Annotated in this window: 13 protein-coding genes; 3 read left to right on the forward strand and 10 right to left on the reverse strand. The window is 50.4% G+C overall.

What is annotated here, in order from left to right:
- Window positions 1-151: 151 nt before the first annotated feature.
- Window positions 152-601: a beta/gamma crystallin domain-containing protein gene (locus tag M0R33_RS11930; RefSeq protein WP_292569098.1), complete on the forward strand. Its 450-nt coding sequence runs from the start codon at window positions 152-154 to the stop codon at window positions 599-601.
- A gap of 27 nt (window positions 602-628) precedes the next feature.
- Here the strand turns inward: M0R33_RS11930 and M0R33_RS11935 are convergent, their stop codons facing one another.
- Window positions 629-1,057, reverse strand: a complete 429-nt coding sequence (locus M0R33_RS11935) for an HIT domain-containing protein (RefSeq protein WP_292569101.1) — start codon at window positions 1,055-1,057, stop codon at window positions 629-631.
- 152 nt (window positions 1,058-1,209) lie between these two features.
- On the opposite strand from M0R33_RS11935, the gene M0R33_RS11940 reads away from it, so the two are divergent.
- Window positions 1,210-2,259 (forward strand): hypothetical protein, encoded by a 1,050-nt coding sequence (locus tag M0R33_RS11940; RefSeq protein ID WP_292569104.1) that lies wholly within the window; start codon window positions 1,210-1,212, stop codon window positions 2,257-2,259.
- 3 nt (window positions 2,260-2,262) lie between these two features.
- Here M0R33_RS11940 and M0R33_RS11945 read toward each other — a convergent pair whose 3' ends face one another.
- The 6 genes from M0R33_RS11945 to M0R33_RS11970 all read right to left on the reverse strand — a co-directional run bounded on the left by M0R33_RS11945 (window position 2,263) and on the right by M0R33_RS11970 (window position 7,567).
- Window positions 2,263-3,042, reverse strand: a complete 780-nt coding sequence (locus tag M0R33_RS11945; RefSeq protein ID WP_292569107.1) for a DUF5765 domain-containing protein — start codon at window positions 3,040-3,042, stop codon at window positions 2,263-2,265.
- 257 nt (window positions 3,043-3,299) lie between these two features.
- Window positions 3,300-3,512 (reverse strand): dodecin, encoded by a 213-nt coding sequence (locus M0R33_RS11950; protein ID WP_366043768.1) that lies wholly within the window; start codon window positions 3,510-3,512, stop codon window positions 3,300-3,302.
- A gap of 12 nt (window positions 3,513-3,524) precedes the next feature.
- Window positions 3,525-4,142 carry a thiamine phosphate synthase gene (gene thiE / locus M0R33_RS11955; protein ID WP_292569112.1) on the reverse strand — a complete coding sequence of 206 codons (618 nt, stop codon included), beginning with the start codon at window positions 4,140-4,142 and terminating at the stop codon, window positions 3,525-3,527.
- Window positions 4,139-4,924 (reverse strand): hydroxymethylpyrimidine/phosphomethylpyrimidine kinase, encoded by a 786-nt coding sequence (locus M0R33_RS11960; protein ID WP_292569115.1) that lies wholly within the window; start codon window positions 4,922-4,924, stop codon window positions 4,139-4,141. The genes thiE and M0R33_RS11960 overlap by 4 nt, the downstream gene beginning before the upstream one ends.
- Complete coding sequence (locus M0R33_RS11965; RefSeq protein WP_292569118.1) at window positions 4,921-6,876, reverse strand: BRCT domain-containing protein; 1,956 nt, start codon at window positions 6,874-6,876, stop codon at window positions 4,921-4,923. The genes M0R33_RS11960 and M0R33_RS11965 overlap by 4 nt, the downstream gene beginning before the upstream one ends.
- Before the next feature lie 202 nt (window positions 6,877-7,078).
- Entirely contained in the window at window positions 7,079-7,567 is a 489-nt protein-coding gene (locus M0R33_RS11970; protein ID WP_292569456.1) for a transcriptional repressor, read from the reverse strand.
- 240 nt (window positions 7,568-7,807) lie between these two features.
- On the opposite strand from M0R33_RS11970, the gene M0R33_RS11975 reads away from it, so the two are divergent.
- Window positions 7,808-9,046 (forward strand): diguanylate cyclase, encoded by a 1,239-nt coding sequence (locus M0R33_RS11975; protein ID WP_292569121.1) that lies wholly within the window; start codon window positions 7,808-7,810, stop codon window positions 9,044-9,046.
- Window positions 9,047-9,150: 104 nt separating this feature from the next.
- Here M0R33_RS11975 and ppdK read toward each other — a convergent pair whose 3' ends face one another.
- The 3 genes from ppdK to M0R33_RS11990 all read right to left on the reverse strand — a co-directional run bounded on the left by ppdK (window position 9,151) and on the right by M0R33_RS11990 (window position 13,619).
- Window positions 9,151-11,886, reverse strand: a complete 2,736-nt coding sequence (gene ppdK / locus M0R33_RS11980; protein WP_292569124.1) for a pyruvate, phosphate dikinase — start codon at window positions 11,884-11,886, stop codon at window positions 9,151-9,153.
- Window positions 11,887-12,099: 213 nt separating this feature from the next.
- Window positions 12,100-12,585 carry a hypothetical protein gene (locus M0R33_RS11985; protein WP_292569127.1) on the reverse strand — a complete coding sequence of 162 codons (486 nt, stop codon included), beginning with the start codon at window positions 12,583-12,585 and terminating at the stop codon, window positions 12,100-12,102.
- A 17-nt stretch (window positions 12,586-12,602) separates the two neighbouring features.
- Window positions 12,603-13,619 (reverse strand): M35 family metallo-endopeptidase, encoded by a 1,017-nt coding sequence (locus M0R33_RS11990; RefSeq protein ID WP_292569130.1) that lies wholly within the window; start codon window positions 13,617-13,619, stop codon window positions 12,603-12,605.
- Window positions 13,620-13,662 lie beyond the last annotated feature (43 nt).

Genomic DNA, 13,662 nt, shown 5'->3' on the forward strand with positions numbered 1-13,662 from the left:
GAGGATTTTTTTGCCTCATTTTTGGAGACCGCTATGTCGGATTTTGACGCGGCCATTGAGCGCGCCGTTTTTATTGTCAGCCTGAATGCTGGTGTTCGGAAAATATCGGCTTTTTCAGGGACGACTATTTAATAACTAACGGAGAATAAGGATGAATAGTATTAATCCAGTATTTAGAGCAATTAAGAAGTTTTTCTTGCTGTCGGTGCTTTTGAGTTTCATACCGGCGGTTTATGCCAAGGACAGGGATTGTTGGGTGGAGTTTTTTCAGGGTAGTCAATATAGCGGTGATCATTTTCGACTCGACGGTCCTGCCCAATTGGCAAACCTGCATAATGTGCAAGGAAGAAATTGGGAGTTGGATATCGACAGCCTTAAAGTCGGCCCCAAGGCCAGAGTGACCGTATTTGAGAATACCAATTTTAAATTGACTTTAAAAGAAATGGAGAAATACCCGGAACTGCTTCGCTCCTTGGGGTTAACGGAAAAAGACGCCATGGAAGATAAGGAGCTTATCTTTAGGGCAAATGCCAAGATACACGATCTCAGCGACTTCAATTTCCGCAAGAAAATCCGCTCTTTAAAAATCGACTGCAAATAACAGTCATTTATAAAGAAATAGTTAGGGTTAAGGATGATTAACTAAACGGCCCTGCAGGTGTTCTCGCAGCCGGGCTATCTGGGTTTCGGCCTCCGGTTTGGTATAGGCGCTGGCTGCGAATTTGCCCCAGATCGGACCTGGCCAGGCAATATCGGCCCGATAGCGAACCACATGATGGAGATGCAATTGCGGTACCAGATTGCCGATGGCGGCAATATTTAGCTTATCCGGTCGGTAAATCGCTACCAGTGCTTCCGCCAACCAACAGGACTCGTCCAGCAATTGCTGTCTGTCGCCGGCCGCTAGTTGATATATTTCCGTGACGTCGTGGCGCCGCGGTACCAGGATTAGCCAGGGATATTGACAGTCATTCATCAGTAAAATTTTGCACAACGCGAAATGGCCGACATCTAGACAGTCTTGTTCTAAGCGCGGGTGTAACTGAAATAGGTTCATGATGGCGATTAACGGCAAATAAATTAGGCAAAATTTTACCGGACATACCTGGATTTAACCACGCCGGATGGTTATGCGCCAAGCAAGCAGTTGAAACATAAGGTAGATTAAGGATAATAACCACCCACAACTATAACAATAAAGGTGGCACTATGTCGGCCCAAGGTATTCTTGCTCCATATCAGCTCAGTAAGCTTAAGCTTTCGGTTTCGTTTCGTTTTCTGTTAAGCCTTTATGCCATCATACCGCTGTGTCTGGTGGCGCTGTGGTTGGATCAATACGGTTTTCGGCATGCCTTGCGCGACATGCTGCCCAGTAGCCCCAGCCATTTTCTGCTGTTTCAGGTCTTGTTCGGCACCCCGCATATTATTGCCAGTAGTTTGCTGCTGTTCGGGCACGTGGATTATGTCAATACCTTCAAAAATAAACTGTTGGGTATGACCTTGTTTATTGCCGTGTTCTTTGGCATAGGCAGTTTGTTTATTCCTTACCGAGTGTTGTACATCATTAGCGCCAGCTGGACAGTTTATCACGTGTTAAAGCAGCAACACGGCGTTGCCAAGGCGGTGTGCCGTTTACCGAGTTGGGCGTTTTATTTGCAACTGTGGCTGAGCGTCAGTGCGGGTATTTTTATTTACATGGGGATTTTTTTAAAAAATAGCCTCACATCCCTGCAAGCGGACCTAGTCTTGCAGATCGCCAGTGGCTTAACCGCAGTCTTGTTAATTTCCACGCTGGTTTGCCAAAAATATGTGCCGAGTCGATTCGGGGTGTATTTTTTATGGGCCAACACCCTATTGGTGGTGGCGAGCTGGTATGTGTTCAGTCAGCAGTATTATTTTTTGGCAATCCTGATGCCGCGACTGGTACACGACATTACCGCCTACAGTTTTTACGTCAGCCATGATGTTAACCGGCACGGCGACCAGCCGCAAAACGCCCTGTTCAGGCTGGCGGCCTGGTGCCATTTGCCGGTAGCATTGGTATTGCCGGTGCTATCGTTTTTATTGACTTATTTATTACAGGTTTACGGCGACGATTTAGTCAACGTGATCTTGCAAACATTGTTTTCCACCCAAATATACAAAGCGGTAACCTTGGGCTTGATAGGTTACCTGGCCTTGATGCATTACTACACCGAGGCCTTTGTTTGGGCGGCGGGGTCACCGTTGCGGCGCTATATACGTTTTAGCGGGATTTGATCATTATTTCGACTGGGTATTTTGCTCAAGTCGTTCGCGGGTCAAAAATTTCGGATAGGTTAGACCATACCAGCTGGTGACATGTAAAAAGCGGCGGGCAGGGGTTTTGATCAGTAGTAATAGCAAACCGATAGAATATAAACACCATACGGCAGCCCATTCGTTCATATTGTTGGTGGTCAAAAAGGCCAATAAGGGGCCGGTATTGAGATGGTAAAGTACCAGCTTCCAGGAGCCGTAAATCAGCGGTAGCAAAAAGGCCGCATAAACGTAGCTATTGGCCATTTCAATACTGCCGCTGGCCGGAATGGCCCAGGCAATATGCCATTGGCCTGAGGTCGAGCAGATTTGTTGCCCGCAAAACGGCATGCTGAATTTGATGTCGGTACCGGGCAAAAACTGGTAAGACCTGTCATAGCAAAAACTGGTCCAGTCGAAAGGATAAATACGCATCATGAAAATGGTGGCGGCGGCAAAACACAAGCCATACACATAGGGTGCAATACGCTGCCGTAAGGGTTGCGGGATGAAATGCATGGTGACCGCGTTGACGAAAAACGGCTGGAAAGCAATGTGCATGTAACCCAGGAAGGTGGCAATCTGATTGTTCGGATTAAAGCACTCGTCAATCACCGTGTAGGTATACGCCTGCAGCAATTCCATCAAGGAAAAATAAGCCAAGGCCAGACACAGCACCTTGGATTCCCCTTGACGATAAAAATAAACAGTACTTGCAAAGCCGGTAACCGCCAGCACCGCCGATGCCTCTCCACTCCAACACATAACCCCTCCCGGGATCGAAACTTTTTAAAATTAGAATCCGCCGCAAACTCGGATCCTGTATCGGAGTTTGGAACAGGACGATGTTATCCGGCTTAACGGCCGATTGCTGTTTTGGGATTGGGGTCAGCCAAGTGTGCCAAAGGTGAGCAATTGTTTGCTTCGCTCGGGCCCCTAGATGATGGTTGGAAGGCGGCGAGGGGAGCGGCGAGATTTACAAAGCTTATTTCTCGCCATGTTAAGCATCATTAATTGGATTGTTAATCTTCGACCGTAAATCCAACCTTAATGGTGACCTGCCAGTGCGCGACTTTGCCGTTTTCGATATGGCCGCGAGTTTCCACCACCTCAAACCAGCGCATATTTTTAATGGTTTGGCCGGCTTTGGCGACGGCGGTTTCGATGGCATGTTGAATACCGGCACTGGAAGAACCGGTCAATTCGACTTTTTTGTATACATGTTCAGACATAATAATCTCCTCGATTTAGGAATGAAATAGAGCTTGATAGGCGCGGGCCGCGGCTTGCGGCTCGTGGTCGAAGACCCCGCCTATCACCGCCAGTAAGTCTGCACCCGCAGCAATTAACTGTCCACCGTTTTCCGGCAGTATGCCGCCAATGGCGACTATCGGCAGGTTTAACAGTTGTTTAGCCTGGGTTAAGGTGGCCGGATCGGCGGGTGCCGCCAACGGCTTGGAGCCGGACGGAAAGAAGCGGCCGAAAGCCACATAATCCGCGCCATGCTCGGCAGCAACACCGGCTTTGTTTACATCGTTATAACACGATACGCCGATAATGGCATTAGCCCCCAATTGGTGCCTGGCTTCGGCGATATCGCCGTCATCCCTACCCAGATGCACGCCGTCGGCACCGACTTTCAAGCTCAACTCCACGCTATCGTTGATCAGTAACGGTGCTTGATAGGCATGGCAAAGCGTTAATAATTGGCGAGCCAAACCTTCTGCGTCGAGCGGCTGTTTATCGCGATATTGAATCACCCCGGCGCCGCCTTTTAAGGCCGCTTCTACCTCGCGCAGGACTTGTTCGAGGGATTTGTGTTCGGGCTGGGTGATGGCATACAAGCCGCGTTTAGGAAAATTCATGCATCCATCCAGAATAAACGCTTGGGATTGTATTGGCCTTTGCCGGGCAGATAGGCGGCGGCTAAGCTTTGCCAGGTAAATTCCTGGGCTTCATTGACCGCGGTAAATACATCCAGCCCTTGGGCAAGCAGGGCGGCAATGGCGCTGGCCAGCGTACAGCCTGAACCGTGATATTGGTGCGGCAGCCGTTGCCAGTTAAAGGTTTCGCTCAAATTATCCGGCATGAACAAACGGTTATGCACCAGCTCGGAATGTTCATGGGTGCCGGTGATTAACACGTTTTGGGCGCCTTTGGCTCGCAGCAGCCGGGCGCAGTCGCTTAAATCATCAACACCCGCCAGTCTGCGCGCTTCGTCGCTATTCGGTGTCAATACCGTAGTTAACGGCAGTAGCTCTTCGGTGATGGTGGTTATCAGTTGCCGGCTGGCCAGTTCGGTACCGCCGCCCGCGGCCAAGACCGGGTCGAGTACCACCGGAATATCCGGACATTGCTGCAAAATCCGTTGTATGGCCAGTGCGGCATCTTGATGACCCAACAAGCCGATCTTGATGGACGAAACCTTGAAATCATTCAGCAGGGTTTCCGCCTGACTGATGATGTCTGCGGGCCGCTGCGGCAGTAATTTTTTGACATTGCGGCTGTCCTGTTCGGTCAATGCCGTAATCACACTGGCGGCATGGCAATGGTGGCTGGCGATGGTTTCGATGTCGGCTTGTATGCCGGCACCGCCACTGGGATCATGCCCGGAAAAGCACAGCACGATAGGGCGGTTTGTAGTCATGAGCCGGCTCCGTTCAGCAATTGCAAAAATTCCTGCTCGCTAACGATGTTAACCCCTTTATCGCGGGCGGCATTCAGTTTGTTGGCGCCCACATTATCGCCGGCTACCAGGTAATCGGTTTTGGCCGATACCGAACTACCGATTTTGGCACCTTTGGCTTTGGCTTGTTTACTGAGGTCATCGCGGTTGCCGCTATGCAAGGTACCGGTGAATACCAAGGTTTTGCCCGCCAACGGATGGGATAAATCATCTTGTTGATGTTGAGTGCTCCGCAGATTAAATCCCAGTGCCATCAGCTTATCGAACAAAGGTTTGATGGTCTTAAAGCCTTCGGTAATGACGGTCGCGGTTTTTTCGGCAAAACCCTCGATGGCTACGATATCGTCCTCGCTGAGTGAGAAAATGTCCGTCAGGGCGTGATGGCTGAGCAAGCGTTCGCAATTACCGAGGCCCATTCTAAACACACCGAAAGCAGCCAAAAAACGCCAGTCCTCCACGGCTTCCGTGCGGCTCCGCAGCAGTTGATCGACCAGATTCTGCGATTGCTTGGGACCAAAGCCCATGCTTTCGAATTGCTCGGCGCTTAACGCATAAATTTCGTCAACCCGGCGAATACCGTATTCATACAGCTTTTTGATACTGGCGGCGCCGAAACCGTCGTTGTTTTTCAGTACCCGGAAAAAATGCTCCATGCTGTTGCTAATCTGAGCCGGGCAGGCGAGGTTGTTGGGACAGATCAAGTAATCGTTGTCCCAGATCAAGGTATGGTTGCAACTGGGACAACGCTCGGGTACTTGCGGTTCGGCGGGACGTATTACGTGCTCTATTTTAGGAATCACTTCGCCGGAGCGGGCCAGCTGGATGATCGCGCCGGGGCCTATGCCTTTATCCAGCACCATTTTGTAATGATGGGCCGTGGCCCGTGACAGCAGCGCGCCGCTGAGACGCACCGGTTCAAGCTCGGCGACCGGCGTAATGCGTCCGGATCGCGACGTTTGCGGCGTAACGCTTAACACTTCGACTTCAGCCGTTTGCAAATTTTCCTTGTAGGCCAATTGCCAGCGGTGATGGTGGCGGGTGGCGCCCATGTGACTTTTCAGTTCTTCGTCGACGATTTCCAGAATCACGCCGTCGACATCGTAATCCACTTTATGCCATATGCTTTTGACGATATTTTCGAAGTCGCTGCTTAAGGTTTCCCATGCCCCGAGCCAGCTAGGCAGTATGGCAAAGGGATAAAACACCGCGGCATGGTCCTTGATGGCGGATTCGGCGTGTTCATCCAGTTCTTTCTCCTTGATGACGCTGGCCTGAAAGTTACGGGCGTTATCGAAATACGCGGCAAGATGCGCGTCGAAGTAACTACGGGACACCACGATTTCACCCGCGCCCAAGCCGCGTCGACCGTGATCGGCAATCTGCAGGCCGCGATCAAAGACCCGGCTGATATCCTGGCCCTTGCGGCCGTCGCCGCGAGTGTAGAGCATTTCGCCGTCATCATAGGCCGCATAGCCGTCCAGTTTTGGGGTGACCTTAAACGTCAGCTCGGCAAAATTTTTACCCAGCTCCTGGGCGGCTTTTTCGATACGGACGGCCCAGCGTTCCACATCCTCGAAGGTATAAGCCTTATCGGTGGATAGCATAATCGCCGGTAAATCCACGGTTTTACCGGCGAAAACCGGTTCAGGCTCCACTACCTGTAATAAGGGATGTCGAGGGTTACGTTTTTTCAGCTCCGCCAGATAAATAAAATCGTAATCGGCATCGCTGATAATCGGTTCTCCGCCACGGTACAAGGCATTGGCGTATTGCAAAAAAGCCGTCAATTCGGAATCGCTGGCGGTTAAGATAGAACCTGGGTCATTACATAGCTGGCAAAAACGATGTTCGCTTAAAGCGTCAAAGCTTAGGGATGCTTGTGCGATTAGGTTTTTCTGAGGAGTGGTAAGCATGTTGGGCCAAGCAAAATCTGTCAGGCCGGGAATTATAGAGGATTTGACCAAAAAAAAGGCGGATGAGTAAACTCACCCGCCAAGAGACCTATCTTTCAAGAGGATATGCCAACGGTAGGAAAACGATGACATGGGTAATATTCTAGGCGGAATCGTTCGCGGGATATTGACGTAGGTCAATGTTTAACGAGGTTGAGATAAGTTATTCGGTACGGCAGCTTTTGCACAGACCATGGATCTCGATGGTCTTGCGCTGCGGGCTGAACAAAGCGCTTTGCATTTCATCGGCAAGTGCTGAAAACACCTGAGACGCCGAACGCTCCTCCACATTATGGCAAGCGGTGCAGATCAATAATAATTGGTCGTGACGGGTGCCGGAACTGCGGCACCCCACGAAAGCATTCAAGCTTTCTACGCGATGAATCAAGCCTTGCTCTAGTAAAAAATCCAAAGCACGATAAACTGTAGCGGGTTTGGCAGCATCATTAACCGGACGGAGCATGTCCAGTAAGTCGTAGGCTTTGATGGCTTTATGGCTGTTCCAGATCAATTCCAGGATTTTGTGACGAATAGGCGTTAATTGCACGCCTCGTCTGATACACAGGTCTTCCGCAGTCGAAATGGCATGTCGGATGCACTGATTGTGGTCATGTTCCGCTGTTTGATCGGATATCGTAAATCGAGCAGTCATTTTAAAAGAGTGATCAAGTTCATCAACAACCTCGGGAAATCGCTTCATAGTGAAACCTGGCGTCTTCGGTCGGGTTTTTGGTAAAGCGTAATCTGAGGGAATTTCGTGAAATTTCGGGCAAATTCTTGATATTGATTATAATCAATCCCAGGAAGGGCACATCTAATTAATTGCAAAAGTTACGGAATGTTTAATGTTTAAAGTGAACTATCGCTTATATCCGGGCTACGGGAGTTTTACATGAAAGCGACCAGCTTTCTATTGTTTAGCATTCTTTGGTTGATGTTGGTCGGATTGTCTTTTTACTATCAAGTGGAAGACGACAAAAAATACGGTCAAAAAATTGCCTATAAGCAAGCGGAGATGTTTTTTCAACATATCGTATTGATGCGGCAATGGAATGCCGACCATGGCGGCGTGTATGTACCCGTGACTGAACAGAATCAACCCAACCCCTATCTGAGAATGCCCGATCGGGATGTTACGACTAGCGAAGGCCGAAAGTTGACTTTGGTTAACCCGGCGTTGATGACGCGGCAACTGGCGGAAATGGAGGAAAATCATAGCGGTATTCGGTTTCATATCACCAGCTTAAAGCCCTTGCGGCCCGAAAATAAAGCCGATGACTGGGAAATCAAGGCCTTACAGACTTTGCACCAGGGCCGGAAATCGTATGAAGAATTGACCAATATTGGCGATCAAAGCTATTTTCGTTACATGGGGGCGCTAATTTTAGAGTCGCCATGTTTGAAATGCCATACCGGGCCCGATTTTAAAGTCGGCGATGTTCGAGGCGGCATCAGCGTCAGCATACCCAGTTCCAGTATTAATGATTTTCTATCCGTGCGCCTGGAATGGTTGAAGCAATCCCATCTATTGATCGCGGCAATAGGATTAATGGCTTTATTGATTGCCTATTGGGCTCAGGAGAGGCTGAATAAGCGCCTGACCAAGGCGCGCAGTCATCTGCAACTGGCTTATCTGGACTCGCTAACCTTGTTGCCTAACAGGCGATATTACGATGCATTTGTCAGGCGGGAATGGAAACGCGCCACTCGACATCATTATCCGTTATCGATGATCATGATCGATATCGACTTTTTTAAAGCTTACAACGATAACCTGGGGCATGTCGAAGGTGATCAATGTTTAAGACAAGTAGCCCGTACCTTAAGGCGCTATTTTAGACGCTCCGGCGATTTGATTGCCCGTTACGGCGGTGAGGAATTTTGCGTGGTGGCGGCCTGCGATTCGTTGCAAATCATGCAATTGGCTGAAATTTTACGGATGGCCGTCGAGAGTATGAAATTGCCCCACCCCGAATCCAAAATCTCGCAATACGTCACTATCAGCCTGGGTGTGGCAACTTTGATACCTAGAGAAAATATCGAGTTCGGCGATTTATTATTGCACGCGGACCGTGCTTTATATGACGCCAAGCACTCAGGCAGAAACCGGGTCGAAAAATATAGAGGTTAAAGGATTGCCAAGCCGCACGCTTTTATTGCGCTCACCAAGCCTCCCGCCTACTACCAACCGGCATGGATGCAGGTAGTAGGAGGAGGAGGGCTTGTTGTGAATAGTTACGACTTTTCCAACAACTGCGCATGGGCTGCGGCCAGTCGCGCGACCGGAATTCTGGGCGCAGAACAAGATACATAATTCAAGCCCAACCCATGCACGAATTGAATGGAGCGCGGGTGGCCGCCGTGTTCGCCGCATATGCCCACTTTTAACGCCGGCCTTTGTTGGCGGCCCCATTCCACCGCCATCTTCATTAGCTTGCCCAAGCCTTGAATGTCCAGGGTTTCGAATGGGTTATCCTGCAACAGGCCGGAATCTTCATAAAGAGGTAGAAACTTATTTTCCGCGTCCTCTCTGGAGAAGGAGAAAGTCGCCTGAGTCAGGTCATTGGTGCCGAACGAAAAGAAATCGGCAATTTCAGCCAGACTATCGGCGCGGGTGCATGCACGTACGGTTTCGATCATGGTGCCGAATTTGAATTTCAGGCTGATTTTATATTGCGCTTCCACCTCGGCCTGAATCTCATCAACATACTGCTTCACTTTTTTCAACTCCTGTACGGTGATGACCTGCGGCACCATGATTTCCGGTTCGACCGGGATACGCTGTTTGACACAACGGGCTGCCGCTTCCAGAATCGAGCGTATCTGCATTTTATAGATTTCCGGATAACTCATGCCCAACCGCACGCCGCGATGGCCCAGCATGGGGTTGACTTCGTACAACTCCAACACTTTATCCAGCATCATTTGCTTTTTAGCGATGGCTTCCAGAATCACTTCTTCGTTCAGCAAATTAAACGGTGCCGGTAACTCGGCATGGCCGGTCAGGGTGTCCAAGGTGACGCGCTGGCCTTTAACGATAGTCAGATAATGTCTCAGGGAATCGATGTCTTCCAGCAACTGGTGCTCATTGGGCAAAAATTCGTGCATGGGCGGGTCGAGCAGGCGAACGGTGACCGGATACGGTGACATCGCTTCAAATAGTTGCTCGAAATCGTCGCGTTGTATCGGGAACAGTTTTGCCAGCGCGGCTTCGCGTTCCTCGGTGTCATTGGCCAGAATCATATCGATAACCAGCGGCAAGCGATCGACCGCATTAAACATCCGTTCGGTACGGCACAAACCGATTCCCTTGGCACCATATTCCGCCGCCAGTTTAGCCATGACGGGGGTGTCGGCATTGGCATGTACGCGCAGGCGGGCGTTTTCGTCCGCCCAGCTCAACAGGATTTTAAGTTCCTGAGAAAAAGTGGGTTTGATGGTCGGAATGCGTCCCAAAAAGATATCACCTGTGCTGCCGTCGATGGTGATTAAATCGCCCTCTTTGATATGAATATCGCCGACAATGGCTAATCGGGCCCGCACGTCGACGCGTATATCTTCCGCGCCGGCCACGCAAGCCTTACCCATGCCGCGGGCAACCACCGCCGCATGCGAGGTTTTACCGCCGCGGCTGGTCAAAATACCTTGGGCGGCGAAAAAGCCGTGGATATCCTCGGGTTTGGTTTCCTCGCGCAATAAAATCAGGTCGGCGCCGGTTTTGCCTAGACGCACCGCTGTATCCGCGTCGAATACGCATTTGCCGCAGGCTGCTCCCGGGGAGGCCGGTAAACCTTGGGCAATGGCGGCTTGACCGTGATCGAGGGTCAATTGCGGATGCAGCAGTTGTTCCAGCAATTCTGGATTGATGCGGAGCAGGGCGCGTTCCTTGCCGATTAAGCCTTCGTTGACCATGTCTATAGACGTTTTAACCATGGCAGCCGCATTCATTTTACCGTTACGGGTTTGCAAGCAATACAACACACCGCGCTCTATGGTGTATTCATAATCTTGTACTTCCTGGTAATGCGCTTCCAGTTTGTTACGCAGTTCGACCAGCTGCCGATATTGCTCGGGCATTTCCTTGGCCATTTCTTGCACTGGCTTGGGGGTGCGGATGCCGGCCACCACGTCTTCGCCCTGGGCATTGACCAGATATTCGCCGTACATTTCGTTTTCGCCGGTGCCGGGGTTGCGGGTGAAACCCACCCCGGTAGCACAGTCGTCGCCCATGTTACCGAATACCATGGTGACGATATTCACGGCAGTGCCGCTGGCCATATCCGGCGTGATATGAAATTCGCGGCGATAATCCACCGCGCGGCGTCCCAGCCAGGAATTGAATACCGCTTTGATGGAAATTTCCAGTTGCTCGTAGACATCCTCGGGGAAAGGCCGCCCGGTTTCGTCTTTGACGACTTGCAGGAACAACTCGCTGATCTCCTGCAACTGATCGGCACTTAAAGCTACATCGGCCTTGATGCCGGCATTGCGTTTCACGGCTTGAAAATGCAGGTCGAATTTTTCGTCGTCAATGCCCAGCGCCACTTTGCCAAACAATTGAATAAAACGCCGATAGGCATCATAAACAAAGCGCGGGTCGTCGGTCATTTCGATCAGACCGGCCAGGGTTTGCTTGTTTAAACCCAGGTTGAGAATAGTGTCCATCATGCCGGGCATCGAAATCGCGGAACCGGAACGCACCGATACTAACAAGGGGTTGTTGGTACAGCCGAACAGCTTGCCGGTGGCCTGTTCGATGGCGGTAATTTGCTGGCGAACTTCCTCCATCAGGTCAACCGGCAGCTGTTTGTTTTCCAGGTATTGCAAACAGGTGGCAGTAGTAATGACGAAGCCCGGCGGTACGTTGAGCCCCATTTGCGTCATTTCGCAAAGGTTGGCACCCTTGCCGCCTAATAACGCCTTGTCTTTACCATTGCCTTTGTCAAATGAGAAGCTGTATTTTGGGTCCATTGCGTACCTTAATAAATGTTGTGGAAAGGTGACCCGATTATAAACGCACTGACTCGGCTTGTTTGATTTTGTTTGACGTTAGCGGTGTTTGGATCGCGTTTATTTCAACAGGTCAACAGCTCAACCGTTGCCATTCTCTACGTCAATTAATCCACAAAAACGCCAAGCAGAGGCAAATATTTCTTACCCCAACCCGTGTGAGCCGCCTGTTGGCTATTTCTCGGTGACTGAGTGGTCTGCCAGATTGACGATATAGTGTTTCTCCAGTTCGTTTTCGATCAAAATTTCCTGGTTGCCCGGCAATAACTCCAGGCGGGTAAAGAATACCTCCTGTACGTCTGTTTCCTTGCCCTCGATATAGTTAATCGGGTAGGCTCGAACATGCCAAAGCATTTGCCCGGTTTTCTGATCAAGCGCGATCAAAAATCCGCTTTTTTGTTCAAAGCCCAATTTATTGCCCTGGCGCAATTCCTTGTAAACCACGCCGTCGACCGTGATGGGTTCGAGTTCCGGCGGTAAGCGCCGGCGTCTGCTACCGATTGTATTCATGGTTTTGCTCTCCGCTTGCTTGAGTTCGTGTTCGCCGGTCGTCGCTTGCTGTTGCGCGCTGTCGGAACAGGCGGATGCGGAACCCATAACCGTCAAAATTAAAATAAGGAAAAAACGCTTGAAACTTAGCACATTGGTTTCTCGGTTCATTACGGGTTCGCGAAAGTCTATGGCTTTTTCAAAACCGCCTGGATTTTTCCCTTGGTCAGGGCGCCGTTGACATTCGCGGCATAAAAGCCCCAGTTATCGGCGTTTTCGAGCGCTTTGTCGGCGGGAAAACTGCCGGCGTTCGGTTTCAGGCCGGATTCGCTATAAAAATGATCCTTGGTCTTGATTTCCCGGTGCGAAAGCTCGTGCACAATGGTGATCGCCCATTCCAGCTTAGTCCCGGACCGTCCCAGCAAGACTTTTTCCACATAGATGACGTGTAGTTTTTCGTCGTGCACCAAGGCATAGGTGGTTTTCCAGAGATTAGGCTGGGTACTTCGATCCACGGTGTCGTCCGAGAATATCAGTTGGTTGGAATTGCAGACGTCACGTATCTTCTTGAAGCCCGCGGTCAATTTTTCGATCAGCTCATCGAGCTTGGCATCGTCGGTATTTTCGTCCGCGAACCATCGGCTCACCAAATTACGGTCTTTTTTGACCTTATTTTTGGCCGAGGCCAGACTGATCAGGACTTTTTGGCACCATGTCAGCGCGTCTTGGGTGCCCGCCGACATTTTATTCATATTGCCCGAGCTGAAAATCTCGGTCGTATGGGCCAGCTTTGATTTAAGTTCTACCTTATTCAGTCCGTTAAATTCATCGTAGGTCCAGTTGGCGTAGCGTTTCGGTGGCGAGCAGACCCAGATGCTTTGCGCGCCGCGTTTGCTGATAAAGTAAACATGCCTGAGAAATTTAAGCGCCGCGGCCCGATCCTGTAATTTGTTGGCAGCGTCTTGTTTAGCGGCCTCGAGAACGGCGTCTGCTTCCACGCTGCGGCTGGTTTTGGCGGCACCTTTCGGGTATTTGATGTCGTTTTGTAATTTGGTCAGGCTGGACGCCTCGGCATCGTTCAAACCGTCGTCGCCCATGAGTTTTTTGATTTTAGTCTTTAGAAAATTGTCCCAGTCTTTTTCGAAGGTTTCTTTCTTGATGACATCCTGGGTTTTGCGATAAGCGTCGGTAAAGGTTTCTATCATGGCCAACCCCTCAATAATCCGTTAAATACCCGCAGCTAACGGT

The sequence above is a fragment of the Methylomonas sp. genome, assembly GCF_023228165.1.
Lineage (GTDB): Bacteria > Pseudomonadota > Gammaproteobacteria > Methylococcales > Methylomonadaceae > Methylomonas.

What these genes read in the sequence shown, in the direction of transcription:
- M0R33_RS11985 (WP_292569127.1), bottom strand. Translation starts at nt 12,585, where the DNA reads ATGAACCGAGAAACCAATGTGCTAAGTTTCAAGCGTTTTTTCCTTATT.
- M0R33_RS11975 (WP_292569121.1), top strand. Translation starts at nt 7,808, where the DNA reads ATGAAAGCGACCAGCTTTCTATTGTTTAGCATTCTTTGGTTGATGTTG.
- M0R33_RS11960 (WP_292569115.1), bottom strand. Translation starts at nt 4,924, where the DNA reads ATGACTACAAACCGCCCTATCGTGCTGTGCTTTTCCGGGCATGATCCC.
- M0R33_RS11965 (WP_292569118.1), bottom strand. Translation starts at nt 6,876, where the DNA reads ATGCTTACCACTCCTCAGAAAAACCTAATCGCACAAGCATCCCTAAGC.
- M0R33_RS11945 (WP_292569107.1), bottom strand. Translation starts at nt 3,042, where the DNA reads ATGTGTTGGAGTGGAGAGGCATCGGCGGTGCTGGCGGTTACCGGCTTT.
- M0R33_RS11940 (WP_292569104.1), top strand. Translation starts at nt 1,210, where the DNA reads ATGTCGGCCCAAGGTATTCTTGCTCCATATCAGCTCAGTAAGCTTAAG.
- ppdK (WP_292569124.1), bottom strand. Translation starts at nt 11,886, where the DNA reads ATGGACCCAAAATACAGCTTCTCATTTGACAAAGGCAATGGTAAAGAC.
- M0R33_RS11935 (WP_292569101.1), bottom strand. Translation starts at nt 1,057, where the DNA reads ATGAACCTATTTCAGTTACACCCGCGCTTAGAACAAGACTGTCTAGAT.
- thiE (WP_292569112.1), bottom strand. Translation starts at nt 4,142, where the DNA reads ATGAATTTTCCTAAACGCGGCTTGTATGCCATCACCCAGCCCGAACAC.
- M0R33_RS11970 (WP_292569456.1), bottom strand. Translation starts at nt 7,567, where the DNA reads ATGACTGCTCGATTTACGATATCCGATCAAACAGCGGAACATGACCAC.
- M0R33_RS11930 (WP_292569098.1), top strand. Translation starts at nt 152, where the DNA reads ATGAATAGTATTAATCCAGTATTTAGAGCAATTAAGAAGTTTTTCTTG.
- M0R33_RS11990 (WP_292569130.1), bottom strand. Translation starts at nt 13,619, where the DNA reads ATGATAGAAACCTTTACCGACGCTTATCGCAAAACCCAGGATGTCATC.